Source organism: Binatus sp. (SeqCode), from assembly GCF_036522015.1.
Taxonomy (GTDB): domain Bacteria; phylum Desulfobacterota; class Binatia; order Binatales; family Binataceae; genus Binatus.
The window spans coordinates 1-14051 of sequence record NZ_DATDGQ010000256.1 but is presented as its reverse complement, the minus strand read 5'-3'; the positions used below and the strand labels follow the sequence as shown (position 1 = coordinate 14051).

At 61.7% G+C, this 14051-nt stretch carries 15 protein-coding genes; 8 read left to right on the top strand and 7 right to left on the bottom strand.

Annotated elements, in window-relative coordinates:
- A partial coding sequence (locus VIW95_RS11110) for a polyphosphate kinase 2 family protein (RefSeq protein ID WP_331586404.1) occupies positions 1–838 on the top strand: 838 nt, incomplete at its 5' end.
- Complete coding sequence (locus VIW95_RS11105) at positions 819–2075, top strand: MFS transporter (protein ID WP_331586402.1); 1257 nt, start codon at positions 819–821, stop codon at positions 2073–2075. The genes VIW95_RS11110 and VIW95_RS11105, both read left to right, overlap by 20 nt.
- Before the next feature lie 6 nt (positions 2076–2081).
- Here VIW95_RS11105 and VIW95_RS11100 read toward each other — a convergent pair whose 3' ends face one another.
- Positions 2082–3068, bottom strand: a complete 987-nt coding sequence (locus VIW95_RS11100) for a CAP domain-containing protein (RefSeq protein WP_331586400.1) — start codon at positions 3066–3068, stop codon at positions 2082–2084.
- A gap of 98 nt (positions 3069–3166) precedes the next feature.
- Positions 3167–3589 (bottom strand): hypothetical protein, encoded by a 423-nt coding sequence (locus VIW95_RS11095; RefSeq protein WP_331586398.1) that lies wholly within the window; start codon positions 3587–3589, stop codon positions 3167–3169.
- A 214-nt stretch (positions 3590–3803) separates the two neighbouring features.
- Between VIW95_RS11095 and VIW95_RS11090 the strand changes: the two genes are divergently transcribed.
- The gene (locus VIW95_RS11090) at positions 3804–4058 is read left to right on the top strand and encodes a hypothetical protein (protein ID WP_331586396.1); all 255 of its coding nucleotides are present in this window, start codon (positions 3804–3806) and stop codon (positions 4056–4058) included.
- A gap of 7 nt (positions 4059–4065) precedes the next feature.
- Here VIW95_RS11090 and VIW95_RS11085 read toward each other — a convergent pair whose 3' ends face one another.
- Positions 4066–4683 (bottom strand): 2OG-Fe(II) oxygenase, encoded by a 618-nt coding sequence (locus VIW95_RS11085; protein ID WP_331586394.1) that lies wholly within the window; start codon positions 4681–4683, stop codon positions 4066–4068.
- Between the two features lie 97 nt (positions 4684–4780).
- Positions 4781–5671, bottom strand: coding sequence for an alpha/beta hydrolase (locus VIW95_RS11080; RefSeq protein WP_331586392.1), 891 nt, complete (start codon positions 5669–5671; stop codon positions 4781–4783).
- Positions 5672–6029: 358 nt separating this feature from the next.
- Here VIW95_RS11080 and VIW95_RS11075 point away from each other — a divergent pair, with 358 nt between their 5' ends.
- The 5 genes from VIW95_RS11075 to VIW95_RS11055 all read left to right on the top strand — a co-directional run bounded on the left by VIW95_RS11075 (position 6030) and on the right by VIW95_RS11055 (position 11612).
- Positions 6030–7193 (top strand): LLM class flavin-dependent oxidoreductase, encoded by a 1164-nt coding sequence (locus VIW95_RS11075; RefSeq protein WP_331586390.1) that lies wholly within the window; start codon positions 6030–6032, stop codon positions 7191–7193.
- Positions 7194–7274: 81 nt separating this feature from the next.
- Positions 7275–7823, top strand: coding sequence for a YceI family protein (locus VIW95_RS11070; protein ID WP_331586388.1), 549 nt, complete (start codon positions 7275–7277; stop codon positions 7821–7823).
- A 57-nt stretch (positions 7824–7880) separates the two neighbouring features.
- On the top strand, positions 7881–9935 hold the full coding sequence (locus tag VIW95_RS11065; protein ID WP_331586386.1) for a cation:proton antiporter: 2055 nt from the start codon (positions 7881–7883) through the stop codon (positions 9933–9935).
- A 131-nt stretch (positions 9936–10066) separates the two neighbouring features.
- On the top strand, positions 10067–10732 hold the full coding sequence (locus VIW95_RS11060) for a DUF6764 family protein (RefSeq protein ID WP_331586384.1): 666 nt from the start codon (positions 10067–10069) through the stop codon (positions 10730–10732).
- A gap of 112 nt (positions 10733–10844) precedes the next feature.
- Positions 10845–11612 carry a 3-hydroxyacyl-CoA dehydrogenase gene (locus VIW95_RS11055; RefSeq protein ID WP_331586382.1) on the top strand — a complete coding sequence of 256 codons (768 nt, stop codon included), beginning with the start codon at positions 10845–10847 and terminating at the stop codon, positions 11610–11612.
- Here VIW95_RS11055 and VIW95_RS11050 read toward each other — a convergent pair.
- The 3 genes from VIW95_RS11050 to VIW95_RS11040 all read right to left on the bottom strand — a co-directional run.
- Positions 11609–12394 carry an ABC transporter permease gene (locus VIW95_RS11050; protein ID WP_331586379.1) on the bottom strand — a complete coding sequence of 262 codons (786 nt, stop codon included), beginning with the start codon at positions 12392–12394 and terminating at the stop codon, positions 11609–11611. The genes VIW95_RS11055 and VIW95_RS11050 overlap by 4 nt on opposite strands.
- Positions 12395–12397: 3 nt before the next feature.
- Entirely contained in the window at positions 12398–13393 is a 996-nt protein-coding gene (locus tag VIW95_RS11045; RefSeq protein WP_331586377.1) for an ABC transporter ATP-binding protein, read from the bottom strand.
- 23 nt (positions 13394–13416) lie between these two features.
- Positions 13417–14051: hypothetical protein (locus VIW95_RS11040; RefSeq protein WP_331586375.1), on the bottom strand; the 635-nt coding region annotated here is incomplete at its 5' end.

Here is a 14051-nt window from a genome sequence, read left to right as displayed (position 1 = left end):
GTTTCGCTTGAAGGATTTCGATCCCGGCGACTGCGGCGGCGTCAAATCGAAAAAACACGCCGAAAAAGAACTGCCCCATTCGATCGAGCGGATGGTCGATTTACAGGACAAGCTCTACGCGCAGGATCACTGGGCGATACTGCTGATCTTCCAGGCGATGGACGCGGCCGGCAAAGACGGCGTTATCAAGCACGTGATGTCAGGCATCAATCCGCAGGGATGCCAGGTGTATTCGTTCAAGCAGCCTTCGGTCGAGGAGCTCAATCATGACTTCATGTGGCGGAGCAACAAGTGCATCCCGGAGCGCGGCCGAATCGGAATCTTCAACCGTTCCTACTACGAGGAGGTACTCGTGGTCCGCGTGCACAAGGAGCTGCTCGAGCGCGAACGCACGCCGCCGTCGCTGGTCACGAAGAACATCTGGAAAGAACGCTTCGCCGATATCAACGCATACGAACAGTATCTGTCGCACAACGGCGTAGTTATCCGGAAGTTCTTTCTCAATGTGTCGAAGGAGGAGCAGAAGGAGCGCTTCCTGAGCCGTCTCGAGGAACCCGCGAAGAACTGGAAATTCTCGGCGGCCGATATCGCAGAACGAGAGCGATGGAACGACTACATGGCGGCCTACGAGGAAATGATCCAGCACACCGCCACGCCGCACGCGCCATGGTACGTCGTGCCCGCCGACAAGAAATGGTACACGCGCATGGTGGTGGCGGCGGCGATTAACAGCGCGCTCGAGGACTTGAACCTCAAGTATCCTGTGCTCACCGCGGCCCAACGAAAGGACCTGCAGGCCGCGCGCAAGTCGCTCGAGCATGAGGACGATCATCACTGAGCCGGGCGCATCCGGCGCGGGAGAATCGGGCGAGCCGATCCCGTCGCTCGAGCTATTCGATTCTCCGCGCGCATGGCGGATGGTGGCGGCCGCGTTCGTCGCGATGTTTGCGACGTACGGCGTCGCCTACAGCTTCGGCGCGTTCTTCAAGCCAATGGCCGTGGAGTTCGGCACGCGCCGCAGCGCGACCTCGGCGGTATTCTCGATCACGGTGCTGGTGTGGTGCATCCTCGGCCCGGTCACCGGTCATCTCGCGGACCGCTTCGGCCCGCGAATCGTAGTCGCGACCGGCGCAATCGGCATGGGGCTTGGTCTCGCGCTCACGTCGATAATCGATCGTCTGTGGCTCGGCTACCTGACCTACGGACTCGGCGTCGGGGTTGGAGTCGCATGCGCGTATGTTCCGATGGTCGCGGTGGTCGGCGGATGGCTAATCCGACGGCGCAATACCGGCCTCGGAATAGCAGTGGCGGGGATCGGATTCGGCACAGTATGCGGTGCGCCGATCGCGGCGGCCCTGATCGCACATCTCGGATGGCGCACGACCTACCTGGTGTTCGCGATTGCGACCACCGCGATTCTGCTCGGGTGCGCGTGGATCGTCGAGCGGCCTCCGGTGCACGTGACGCCTTCGCGAGTACGTCTGGCCGACGCGCTGCGCAGTCCAGCCTTCGGCTTCTTGTACGCATCGTCGGTGACAGTCTCGATCGTGATCTTCGTGCCGTTCGTCTATTTGCCGTCGTTCGCGCATGACCGCGGCGCGAGCGAGTTCGCCAGCGCCGCACTCGTAGGGATCATCGGTGGCGCGAGCGTCGCGGGGCGGATGGGACTCGGCAGTCTCGCCGATCGCGCCGGCGTGGTGCGGCTTTACCAGGCAAGCTTTTTCGTCCTCGCACTCAGCTACGGTATCTGGCTGGCCGCGGCTTCATATCCAATGATGATCGTGTTCGCACTCGTGATGGGCGTGGGGTACGGCGGCTACGTCGCGCTCTCGCCCGCAGTGATCGCGCATCTGTTCGGCACGCAGCGGATGGGGACGGTGCTCGGCGCGCTTTACACCAGCGGTGGCATTGGCGCGATGGTCGGTCCGCCGCTGGTTGGTTTGATCATCGATCGCACGGGAAGCTACCGGGTTGCGATCGCGGCGGCGTTCGCGGTTGCGCTTGCGTCTTTCGCGCTGCTGATTCCGTTGAGGCGTTACGAACGGCCTGGCGAATTGCCGATCGAGTCCGACTAGCCGGGTTCAGTCGGAATCCTGATCGAAGGGATATTGATCAGTCTTGAATGACCATCGATATGTCTTTTCACCAGAGGTGACTGAAACCGAGTACGACTTGCCGGCCTGCAGCGGCGCGCGTGGAACAATAAGAGCGGCCGCGTAGTGCTTGAGTCCAGACTGGGCAGCAAGCACTTGGGAAGGATCCGAGCTTCGGTAACTGTCCGCGGTGACTGTGCATGTTTCGAGCGTTTCGCCGTCCGTCGTGAAAGAAACATCGCTGATATTTGGGCTGAAGTCGCGGCCAAACGAGATCAGTATGATCGACCCGGTCGGTCTTTCGTAGTTGGGGCAGGCAGAGAGCGGATTCGGAAATTCGCGCATGGTGAAACGCACGTGCTTCACTGTCTCGCCCTCAGAAGGATACTCGATTGGCTTGGGCAACTGGGCGCTCTCCTGCGCTTCGGTTGCATCAGAGATGCTCGATCCTGTGAAGCGTTGATGTTGCGGAGAGCTGTTCACCGCTTGAGCGGCGTTACCTAATGACCAGCTCGAGCCGCGCCCGAAGTTGAGCACCGCGGCGCACCATCCGGCTTCGCAATAGCGGCCGAAGCCCGCCTCGCGCAATGTTGGATCGAGTATCGGCAATGCGTGAAACGGCGCTAAGAGCCAGCCTTCGATTGCTTCATCATCAGTGAGTTCCGAATGGCTCGGCGGGATGACGTCGCCAGTGCGGCCAGCGACTTGACCAGTCGGCGTATACCAGGAATTGCTCGGATCCTCGTCGTGCATTTTCGCACCTAGTTCGAAGCCGGCGTGATTCTTCACAAGGTAGCGGGCATGCCTCGCATCGGCGTCGCTCAGAAACTGGTTATCGACGATAGGCATAAGACCCGCAGCTTTACGCGCTTCGTTGATTCGCAAGAGCCATTCCGGCTCCGCGTTCATAGCGGTGGAGGATTCCTTCTCGGGCCCTACGATTATCGGATGCTGCGCCGGCGGTGTCGATTGCACCGTCTGAGAGCATGCCGCTGCGCAGAGTGCGGTCGCGGCTATCAATATCGGCCTTCCGAGACTGAGGAACGCCTCAATAACCGCACGGCCCGAACGCATCAGTTCTTGCAAAGTCCTTGCGCGCGCAGGTACATCACGTCGGCATCGGTTAAGGGTGCCCCCTTAAGAGCCTGCGCAGAAACGACGCTACTGTGCTCGCTGTTGATGCCGCAATTGATCGAAATCGTGGTCCCGCCGGGCGTCTGTGTGCTGGTATGTTCCCATGAAGTACGCGCGCTGTTGCCTTCGCGCTCGCGGGGGTCGACCGTTAGGCCAGTATTTGATTCTACAACCGGTTGCTTGGCGATCTGTTCGCAAATCGGTTCCGGGTTAATTTCGCATCCCGATGCGCCAGCAGAACTTGAACCGCTGGGAGCCGAATTCGCGGTCGAACCAGACTGTGTGCCGCAGGCGGAAAAGACCCCCGCGCCCGCGATGGAGATCGATAAGACGAGCAATAAAACGAGAAAGCTTCGTTGCATCTAATATTCCCCTTTGCCTGAAGACAGGCAGCTGCGATCTCACTGGAACCTAGCAGTACGTTGCTTTGGCGACAACAAAGTGTGAAATCTACCGTACAGCCTGTCGGATCGCGCACCAGCCTCGACGCTCAGTTTGTGAATAGGGGAGGGTGTTGATACCGTCAAACGAATCTCGCACGCGGCTTGGGGGCTTCGTGCCTAGGGGACGATTTCGATGCGTAAGATGATCATGACTGGACTGTTTGCGATCGCGGTGGCGGGACTGGCGTTTGCGGCTGACCGCGATCGTCACGCGGACTTCTCCAATCCCAAGGGGCCGACTGCCGCGGCGCAGTGCAAGGGCTTCTACGGCTCGGACGATAACCTGACCGCCTGCACTGACTTCTGCGGCAAGTTCCGCACCGATAACGACGGCGCGACCTGCGCTTGCACCGACGGCAAGTGTCCGGCCGACGAACACAATCCGTAGGCCGGGTTCACGCGGCGTCGTGAAAGATGACGCCCATCGCATAGCGCACGCCTGATTTGATCGTGCTGACGCCGTGACGCAGGTTCACGCGATGGAATCCTCTTGCTCCTGGGGCGGGACGGTAGCGGTTCGCGAAGACTATTCCCTCGCCGGCATCGAGCGCGATCGCCTCACCACGCGATTGCGCTCGCGGGCGCTGCTCGACGAGCAACAATTCTCCGCCTTCGAAGTCGCGTCCGCGGCGGCTGAGCGCGCAGGTGAATTGCAGCGGAAACGCGACCTCGCCGTACAAATCCTGATGCAGGCAGTTGTAGCCGCCCGCCTCGTAACGAAGAATCAGCGGTGTCGGCCGGGTCTGTCCGTGCGCGGCGCAAAACTTCAGAAATTCCGTGAGCGACGCTGGATACGAATCGCGAGTCCGCAACCGCTCGGCCCATCGATTCGCCGTCGGCGCCAGCTCGCGATACATCGCGGCGCGCAACTCCTCGACCCGCGGCGGCATCGGGCGCGCGAAATACTTGTACTCACCGACCCCGTACTGGTGTCGCTCCATCACGACACGGCTGCGAAAACGCTCGCGATCGCCGTACAGCGCGATCAACTCAGCGCATTCGGGCGCGCGCAACAGCCGTCCGATCGTCGAGTAGCCTTGCGCGTCGAGATCGCGCCCGATGCGTGCCCAGTCGAGAGCCGCTACACGATCGCCGATGGACGCTCCGTTCTTACGCGGCGTTGGCGCGGACGAACTCCCCGATCTTCTCGATCGCCTGCTGCCCTTCGTCGAGCATCGGCGCGAAAACCTGGAAGACGTGGATCATATTTTCCCACGGCTCCAGCGTGACCTTCACGCCTGCCTTGCGCGCGCGCTCCGCGATTCGCGTCGAGTCGTCGAGCAAAGTTTCCGCGGTGCCGACCTGGATCAGCAGCGGCGGCAGCCCGGCGAGGTCGGCATAAAGGGGAGCCGCCAGCGGGCTGCGCGCATCCTGCCCGGCCAGGTAGTGCTTCGCCATTTCGAGCAGCGCCTCCTTCTGCACCATCGGATCGACGGACGCCTTGGACTTCATCGAATCGCCGAGCCCTTCGAGATCGGTCCACGGCGACAGGCACGCTCCCGCGGCAGGAGTTGCCAGCTTGGCGTCGCGAATCGCAACGAGAGTCGCGACAGTGAGCCCGCCGCCGGCGGAGTCGCCGGCGACCGCGATGCGCGAGGCTTTCAGTCCCTGCGCGAGCATCCAGCGATACGCGGCGACGGAATCCTCGACCGCCGCAGGAAACGGATGCTCCGGCGCGAGCCGGTAGTCGATTAACAGCACGCGCGCTTTAGCCGCACGCGAAATTCGTGCTGCCAGATCGCGATGCGTATTGATCGACCCGATTACATAACCGCCGCCGTGCAGGTAGAGCACCGCGCGTCCCGCGTCCGCGCCCGGCGCCGTGACCCATTCCGCCTTGACGCCGCCCTCATTCACCGGTTCGCATTTGACGTCGGCGGCGACCGGAAACAGCGACGCCATCTGCTCGAAATTCGCTCGCGTCTCTTGCACCGTGGGACGGCCCGCGATCGGCTGCGCCTTGAGCATCTGAATAATCTGCTGGAGTTGTTGTTGCGACATCGATTCACCTCTCCAATGAGTTTTGCCGATCGCTGGCCTCGTTCGCGTCCCGACTATAGCGCCGCCCCGCGCAAGTCGGCAAAGGAGAGACGCACTTAATTGAATGTGAAACCCGCGATGGGTTTCACGCTTCCTTCGGCAGGATTGACCTCCTTCGGCTTCGCTCAGGACAGGCTCTGCACCCGGTGACCGGAAATCGCAAAATGGCGAGGACGCCATTTCGCTCTCAGGTTCATTGGGGAAATGTTTGGGAGGACAGTGCCCGATTGTTCCCCTTCCCTCGACTCGAAAAGGGTTAGGGGTTAGGTTGCTTTGTCGTTTGCCGTTTTCGTTCGAGGAGTTCTACAGTCGGGACACCATGAAAGTATCGCTGTTCTACCTACCGTCGGTCGGCAGCAAAGCCGACATCGAAAAAGGGCGCGTCGGATTGCAGGGACATCTCTACGATCAGATGCTGCACGACATCACGAGGCAGGCCCGCCTCGCTGACGACCTCGGCTATGACTCGATCAGCTTCACCGAGCATCACTTTCATGTCGAAGGCTTCGAGCTGTCGAACAATCCGGTGCTGCTCGACTTGTACATCGCGATGCAGACCAAACGGCTGCGCGTCGGCCAGCTCGGCATCGTGTTGCCGTCGCAGAACCCACTGCGCGTCGCCGAGGACATTGCGATGCTCGATCACATGAGCGGCGGGCGCGCCAACGCGGGCTTCGCGCGCGGTTATCAGCGGCGATGGGTCGATATCATGGCGCAGCAGACGCACGGAATTCATGGCGCGCTGCCGCATCAGCACGACGAAATCGACAACGCCAATCGCGCGGCCTTCGAGGAGAATTTTCGCATCATCAAGCAGGCGTGGACCCAGGATTTTATTTCGTACGAGGGCAAATACTGGCGCGTGCCGCCCGGCGAAACGCCGTGGACGCTCGAGGCGACCGCGAAATGGGGCGGGGGCGTCGAAAACGGGATCGTACGCGCGGTGTCGGTCGTGCCCAAGCCGGTGCAGAAACCGCATCCGCCGATCTTCCAGCCGTTCGCGTCGTCGGAACGCAGCATAAGATGGTGCGCGCAGGAAGGCGTCACGGCGATTCTGCCGCCGCTGCATCCCTCGCTCGAACATCAACTGTGCGAAGTGTATGCGGAAGTTTCGCGCAAACCGCTCGGCGAAGGGATGGGCGTGCTGCGCGATATCGTGATCGCCGACAGCGACGACGAGGCGCGCGCAATCTGGCGCGAGAGCGGTTACTTCTGCGGCCACGAATGGTTCGAGCCGTTCGGATTCTCCAAAGGCCTCGACGATCCCAAGACCGGCGAGCCCGCGGATCTGTGGACCAATGGCCTCGCCTTCGTCGGCACGGTTGATACAGTCACGCGTCAAGTCGAGCACCTGTTGAAACGCCTGCCGATCCGATGGGTCTTCGCATGGATGTACAACGGCCTGATGCCGCACGATCGGCTGATGAAAACGATAGAACTGTTCTGGACCAAGGTATTGCCCCGAGTAACGAACACAAACTAAGAGCTGCGGTTGACAGTAACTCGGGAAAGACTGACATTGGCCGGCATGCGATTAGTTGTTCTCTGCCTGTTAGCATCTGCTTTGATCCCATCGTTAAGCCAAGCACAGGGAGTTCCTGTCTTCGCGATCACACCGGCTGAAAGTTCGATCAGGTTCGACGTCGAAGCGTCGGTAGCGATCAAGGGCACCTTTGACAAGTGGGACGCCACTTTGACTTTTGCGTCTCCGGACGTGACGACAGGAGTTTTGGACGTCAAGATTCAGGCCGCGACCGTGGATACAGGGAGCGGTCTCAAGAATGGCAAGCTGAAGGGCTCAGACTTTTTCGACGTCGATCACAATCCGTTGATCACGTTCAAGTCCACGAAGATTTTACAGACCGGTCCTAACACCTTCGAGCTGGACGGCAACTTTACGATACGAGGAGTTACCAGACCCGAGAAGCTGACACTTACGGTGTCCGGCGTGGGCACCGGCACCGGCACAATTAGTGGGACGCTATACTTCGACCGCAAGGACTACGGCATGAACAGCGGCATCCCCTTCATCAAGATTGCCAATCGCGTCGAGGTGAACGTCGCGCTAAAGGGGACTCGAGTCAGCGGACCTCCGTTGGCCCTTAAGCAGTAGATCTCCCGCACTCTCGCGCCCGGTCTCCGCCGCAAGCTAAGATGCCCCGACGCGACTGTGCACGTACTTACTTCACACACATTTCTCGAAGATCTCGCGATGGTGCTATGCGTCGCCGCCGTCACCACCATCATCTTTCAGAAAATCCGTCAGCCGGTCGTCGTCGGCTATCTGATTGCGGGCCTGATCGTCGGACCCAACGTTCCGATTCCCCTGCTCGCCGACCCCGAGCGCATCCACACGCTCTCCGAGCTCGGCGTGATCCTGCTGATGTTCGCGCTGGGGCTCGAATTCAGCGTGCGCAAGTTGATTCGGCTCGGGCCGACGTCGGGCTTTATTACCGCGCTGCAGGTCGGCTTCATGATCTGGCTCGGCTACGTATGCGGACGCGCGCTCGGATGGACGCCGCTCGAGAGCATTTTCACCGGCGCGATTCTTTCGATCTCGAGCACGACCATCGTGGCCAAGGCCTACCAGGAGACTCCCGTCTCCGATCGGCTGCGCGAACTGGTGTTCGGCGTTCTGCTCGCCGAAGATCTCACCGCCGTGGTCGAGCTCGCGATTCTGACCACGCTGGCCTCGGGCGCGAGCGTATCAGCATCGCTGATGACGGTGACGATCGCGCGGCTGATCCTGTTCCTGGTCGCGTTCGTCGGCATCGGTTTCCTCTTCGTGCCGCCGGTGGTGCGATTCGTAGTGCGGATGGACCGTCCCGAAACGACGCTGGTTGCAGTCATCGGCATTTGTTTCGCGTTCGCGCTGCTCGCCGAGCACGCCGGCTATTCGGTCGCGCTTGGCGCGTTCCTGTCGGGATCGCTGGTCGCGGAGTCGGGCAAAGTCGAGCAGATAGAGCATCTGGTCGCGCCGTTGCGCGACATATTCGGCGCGGTGTTCTTCGTCTCGGTCGGCATGATGATCGATCCAGCCCTTATCCAGCAGCATTGGCAGGCGCTGATCGTGCTGTCGGCGGCGGTGGTCGGCGGAAAAATTGTCGGCGTGACCTTCGCCTCGATGCTGAGCGGCGTCGGCACCAGGACTTCGATCGAAGCCGGCATGAGTTTGTCGCAAATCGGCGAGTTCTCGTTCATCATCGCCGGCGCGGGGCTGAAGAGCGGCGCCACTCGCGATTTTCTGTACACGCTCGCCGTGGCGGTCTCGGCCGTCACCACTTTCCTGACGCCCTACATGATTCGCGGCTCGATCCCGGTCGCCGAATTCGTTGCGGCGCGGCTCCCACGCCCGCTGAAGGTGCTCGAGGCGCTCTATGACTCATGGCTCGAGCGGATTCGCAACGCCGGACAGCCGGCGAAGGAAGCCAACTCGATTGCATGGCCGACAGCCACAATCGTTTCGAGCGCGGTACTTATCGGCGCGATTCTGATCGTCAACGAGCGCGATCCGCTCGACGTGACTACCACCGTTGCGAGCATGGAACAGCTGGCGTATTTCTCCGCCGGTCTATTCGTGGACGCGTTCGCGCTACTGCTATGCGCCGCGCCGGCAGCCGCGATGTATTTCGGAGCGCGCCGTCTCGCGACCGCACTCGCGTCACGCGCTTTCGCCGAACTTCCCCCGCGTGGCGCGCCCGCGGTGAGCGCGTTGATCGAGCTGTTGCAGATCACGATTCTGCTGGTCGCCGCGGTGCCACTGCTGGCGATCGTTCAGCCCTTCATGGCGCCGGTCGAGGGGATCGGAATCATCGTAATCACGATCGTGCTGATGATCGTCATTGTGACCCGAAGCGCGCGCCAGATGCAGGGTCAGCTTCGCGACGCCACGCACCTGATCGCCACGGCACTGCGCGGCGCTCCCGCAGATGCGCAAGGCGACTCATACGAAGTCCCCGGCATCGGCATGATCACGCCGGTGCCGCTGCGCGCCGACAGCGACGGCATCGGCAAAAGCCTCTCCGAGCTGGACTTGCATACCAACAGCGGCGCCGTAGTCGTCGCGATAGGGCGCGCCGACTCCGAAGTGGTGGTGCCAACCGGCGACGAAATCCTGCGCGAAGGCGATATCCTGGAACTGGCCGGCTCCAGCGACGCCGTCGCCGCCGCCAGGCGAATGCTAGAAACGCCGCATCCCGCCGCCCAACAGCAAGCCTCGCCGTAGCGCTTCACCGGGAACTACGCTAAACAACAAATCCTGTCATATAGATATCCAACACTGCTTGGCACCAGATTGTTCTATTAGAGCGACTCGAACGGGAAATAACGCAGATCAGCGACGCGGGAGGGGAACCTGTGAAACTACCGAAGACGACGATGGGGTTGCTTACCGGCGCGGCGTTTTTGGCATTCGCGGCGGCGAGTGCCCATGCTGCGGGAGGAGTGACGTGCAAAGCGAGTGGCAACCACAGCGTCTCGCACACCGGCACTGATGGGAGCGCCTGCGCCGCAAGTGCAGATACGGGTGGCAAGTCGAAGGCAATCGCGAAGACCGGCGGCGATGCGAGAGCTAGTTCTGACACGCACGGCAAATCAAACGCGATAGCGACCGAAATGGGCAGTGCGGAGGCTAGTGCTGACGCGGGCGCCAAGGCGACCGCCAATGCGAGCGGATCGGGCAGTGCACAGGCTAGTGCTGACTCGAAGTCCAAGGCGACCGCCAATGCGAGCGAATCGGGCAGTGCGGAGGCTAGTGCTGACTCGCGCGCCAATGCGTCTGCCATTGCGAGCGGATCTGGCACTGCCCAAGCGTCGGCGGACGGAGCTGCAGGCAAGTGCACGTCCACAGCAAACGCCGAGACGAGCGGGACGGCGGAAGCATCATGTGAGGCCGGCGGCTTCGCGCACGCAAAGGCAACCAACGGCGGGACTGCGGAAGCCGCAGACGATGCGCCACCGTTTTGTTCCCCAGGTCCTCCTCCCGGCACAGCGACCGTGCAAAGCTCCGGCGGCAACTGCTGATAGCGAGAGATTTTCGTTGTCCACGAAGTAGCGCTCAAGCGCCGCGGTTGCATAACCGCGCCCGCAATCATAACTTCGTCGCGTTCAGGCTACTTACTTCCGCGAGGTTGATATGAATTTGAAAAATGCGGTCGCACTCGTCACCGGTGGCGGCTCTGGACTCGGCGAGGCAACCGTCCGCGAATTTGCGTCGGCGGGCGCCAAGGTCGTGATTCTCGATCTTTCGTCGTCGCCCGGCGCGAAGGTCGCCGAGTCGCTCGGCGCAAATGCGCTATTCGTCGAGGCCGACGTCGCTTCCGCTGATCAAGTTACTGACGCGATTGCGAAGACGGTCGCGAAGTTCTCCTCGATTCAAATCGCCGTGAACTGCGCCGGCATCGGTCGCGCGATGCGCACGGTGACCAAGGACGGCCCGCACTCGCTCGACCTGTTCAGCAAAGTGATCGCGGTGAATCTCATCGGCACATTTAACGTGACGCGGCTGGCCGCGGCGCAGATGGCCAAGAATCAGCCGGGTGCCGACGGCGAGCGCGGCGTGATCATCAATACCGCGTCGGTCGCAGCGTTCGACGGTCAGATCGGGCAGGTAGCTTACTCGGCGTCGAAGGGCGGCGTGGTTTCGATGACGCTGCCAATCGCCCGCGACCTCGCGTCGCTCGGCATCCGTGTCTGTACGATCGCGCCGGGAACTTTCGAGACGCCGATGCTGGCGGGGTTGCCCGAAGCGAATCGCAAAGCGGTGGCAGCACAGATTCCGTTCCCGCAGCGCCTGGGCAAGCCGTCCGAATACGCAGCGCTCGCGCGCCACATTGTCGAGAACGAAATGCTGAACGGCGAGACAATCCGCCTCGACGGCGCGCTGCGAATGCCGCCGCGCTAGATCGTGGAGGCGGTGCGGGCGACGCGGGTTGCCAGGATGAATGCGAACGCGGCGAATGCGATGGCGATCGCTACTGACGATCCCATAGGCAGGGTCGCGCCGCTTGAGGCTGGTTCGGCAAGATAGAGGCCGTGCCGCAGCGCATCCACTGCGTAGGTCAGCGGATTGAGGCGCGTCGTCCATTGAAACCATCCGGGCGCGCCGGCGACCGGGAACACCGCGCCTGAGAGCATCCAGATTGGCAGCAGCAACATGTTCATGAACGCGTGAAAGCCCTGCGTCGATTCCGTCTTCCACGCCATTGCCAGTCCGATGCTCGTCATCGCGAACGCGATCAACCCCATCATCGCGAGCGACACGAAGATCGCTTCGAGACTGAGATGAATTCCCGCCAGCGGCGCCATCGCGAGAAAGATAGCTCCCTGCATCAGCGACAGCGTCGTGCATCCGAGCGCCTGGCCGAGCACGATGGTCGCGCGCGAGATCGGTGCAACCAGCACTCCTTGCAGAAACCCCTGGCGGCGATCGTCAACGGTCGAGGCGGTCGCAAAAATCGCCGTGAACAGGAGCATCAGCACAATTACGCCGGGATAGAAGTACTGTACGTAGTCGAGCCCGGGCGGCATCCCACTCGGTTTGAACGACGCTTGCAGACCGGCGCCGAGCAGCAGCCAGAAAACCAGCGGCGTCGCGATCGCGCTGACCACGCGGATCGGTTGGCGGATGAAGCGCACGACTTCGCGATACCAGAGGGTTTGAGCCTGAAGAAAAATATCTCGCATTCTTTAATTCGTCGGCGCAGCATCCGCAAAGAACTGATGCCCGGTCAGATGCACGAAGACGTCCTCGAGCGTCGGTTTGCCGAATGAGACGGATTCGATTTCCTCGCCAAATGCGTCGATTAGATCGCGAACGAGTTCATGCGCGCGCGATTTTTCGATCCGAATCGCGCCGTCCACGAGTTGGCTCTTGAGCTTGAAGCGCGCGAGGATTTTTCGCTGCAGGACTTCAGCCGCCGCGGTATGAATCACGATCACGTCGCCGCCGACTTCGGACTTGAGCTCGCCCGGCGGTGCGATTGCGACGAGCTTTCCCTGATGCAGAATGCCGATGCGATCGCATCGCTCCGCCTCTTCCATGTAATGCGTCGTCAGCACGATGGTCACATTCTCGTGCTCGCGCAGGTGCTCGAGGTAATTCCAGAACTCGCGGCGCGCGGCAGGATCCAGCCCGGTGCTGGGTTCGTCGAGCAGCAGCAACGCCGGCTCATGCAGCAGAGCCTTGGCCAACTCGACCCGGCGCTGGAGTCCGCCCGATAGCGTCTCGACCCGGTCCCGCTGGCGCGCCGACAATCCCAGCCGCTCGAGCATCGCCGCGCTGCGCTCGCGCAACCGCTTACCGGAGATCCCATAGAGATGACCATGAGCCGCGAGATTTTCGCCGACGGTCAGCTTGCCATCGAGACTCGGATGCTGAAACACAACGCCGAGCCTACGCCGCACCGCAGCGGTTTCGCCCGCCAGGTCGTGACCAAAGAGTCGTGCGCTGCCCGATTGAATCGGCGCCAGCGTCGATAGCAACTTGAACAGCGTGGTTTTGCCGCCGCCATTGGGTCCGAGGAAGCCGAAGATCTCGCCGCGCCCGATCGAGAACGTGACGTCGCTGAGTGCTTCGCGATCGCCGTAGTGAAAGCCAAGCGCACGTGCGTCGATCGCGTCGGTGCCGGCGCGAATCGCGTCCGCGGTAGCTTGTGATGAATTTGAAATTGTCGAAGCGCTCATGTTCAAGAATCGCGACCAGGACCTTACGGCTCGCCGAGTCCGCCGGCAGGTTGTGTGCCTTGTTCGGGGAGTCCGACTTGCGCGCGATGCCATCCGTCCTCGAACGCCGTCGTGCGCTCGTCACCGTTGCCATGGCCGGAGGCGTGACCGACGAAGTCGTCGCCGGTGAGCTGGTAATAGCGCGTCACCTCGACGGGATCGAGTCGGCGAATACCCATCCGTTCGAGCGAGTAGCCGGCGAACTGATCCGCCGCGAGCTCCTTGTTCTTGACCGGGACGTTTTGACTGTCGGGATCGAAGTCGCTGTGCGCGAGATGACCGATCTCGTGAGCGAAGATCGCGTAGAGCATCGGCCGGACAGCATCGGGATCGTCGATTCTCATCCACTGTTGAAACAGGCTGTCCAGAAACTTCTGGTTGTAGAAGATGCATCCGCCGTTGCGGGCGTGGGGCGAGCCGGCATTGAGCGACTCATAAACCTGGAAGTTGGTGCCCCACATGTCGTTGAGCTGGGAGACGATGGCCTTATAAGAGTCACTTGCGGGGCGAGCGGTTTCACCGCACGCCTGGACCTGGCCGCCCGCCGCGACGGCGGGCGCGGCAGCACCGGCGCCGGCAGAGGCCGGCGCCTGCGACGTGGTATGCCGCTCGATGACTT